This is a genomic window from Bradyrhizobium sp. Kon58, assembly GCF_055807455.1.
In genome coordinates this window covers 1-1,165 of record NZ_JBVVOT010000088.1, presented here as the reverse complement: position 1 = coordinate 1,165, position 1,165 = coordinate 1, and the positions used below count along the sequence as shown (strand labels likewise).

The following is a 1,165-nucleotide window of genomic DNA, read 5'->3' as shown; positions in this document are numbered from 1 at the left end:
GCGGTGGTTTCAGCATCGAACATTGGAGGTCTCCCCCAGCGAAAGCAGCATTCTGCCTGAACCCGGCCAGCCGGGGATTCACGCAAGTTACGGTCAACGAAAAATTCTGCGAGAGGACTGGGAAGAATGAGCGTGGCCCCGCCGTTTTGGGGGCTGGGGGGCTTGAGGGCGGAGCCACGCAGGCCGTGCATTCGCGCGGGCCCACCACATCAACGGCATCCGGCCGAGCCCGTTCCATGCTCGACATCAAGACCGCGCGCAGCTCGAACGCCTACGGCTCCGGAGGCCGCAGCGGACCGTCCGCCCATTTGCGGGCGGCGGGGTCGTGTAGCGGGTCATCGTTGCAATTGGTGCACACGTACCGCGGCGGCCGTTCTGAAGCTTCCTCGGACACAGCTTTCATCGGCTTGCCGCACGCCGGGCACGCCTTCCGGACCGGATGGAGCATGGCCATCTGTTTTTCCCCTGCGATGGCACTCTAGTTCAGCCGAGATTGCGAGCTCAAGCTGGCCGACAAAAATTAGGTCGGGTTCACGCACTGTTGCGCGCCTTCTTGACTCCGTCGCCGCATAGCACTCAACTCTGGGCGGTGATGTTGAGGAGCGTGTCATGGAGCAGGAGTTCTACCGGGGTCTGGCCCAAAGGGTCCGGGGTATGGCCGAGAAGGCTGATCCGTTCACCCGGCGTCGTCTCCTGGATCTCGCCAAGCGGTATGACAGCAGGGGAGGTCAGCCCTCGGCATCCGGACCGAGCGAGCGGCCGCTGCCGACGCCTCGCACAACGCCGCATGCAGCGACTTTCTCTGGACCCGGCGAGGCCTGACGCTCCCACCCTGTCGTTGATGGTGCCGCACCGCGCACCCGATGAAGCCTGGCAGCCGTCCCGCAGTGCGCGAAGAGTGCCGCCTCCCGTGGACCAAGCTCACATACCCAGCCGGTGGTCCTGCCCTCACCGGCGAGGATCTGATGCCGTGAGCGGGTGCGGCATCGCGTTTCCCCCTGAACTCGCTCCTAGCGCCTTGGAAGGGGGTGGGGGAAGGCGCTGCGCCTTGCACCGGCAACGAGCTGCCGCGTAGGCCACCCTTCCGGCACGTTGTGCTCGGCAGCCCCGCGCAGGGAATTGAGTTCTGACCACGCGAGCGCGGCAGTGATCCATCTCTGCCGCT

General features: G+C 65.5%; 1 protein-coding gene. It reads left to right on the top strand.

Features of this window, described 5'->3' with window-relative positions; translation table 11 throughout:
• The first annotated feature begins 609 nt into the window (after window positions 1–609).
• The gene (locus AC0L20_RS39530) at window positions 610–822 is read left to right on the top strand and encodes a hypothetical protein (protein ID WP_473295593.1); all 213 of its coding nucleotides are present in this window, start codon (window positions 610–612) and stop codon (window positions 820–822) included.
• Window positions 823–1,165 lie beyond the last annotated feature (343 nt).

Bases quoted from the DNA above. Each gene is read 5' to 3' on its own strand.
- AC0L20_RS39530 (WP_473295593.1), top strand. From the start codon at position 610: ATGGAGCAGGAGTTCTACCGGGGTCTGGCCCAAAGGGTCCGGGGTATG.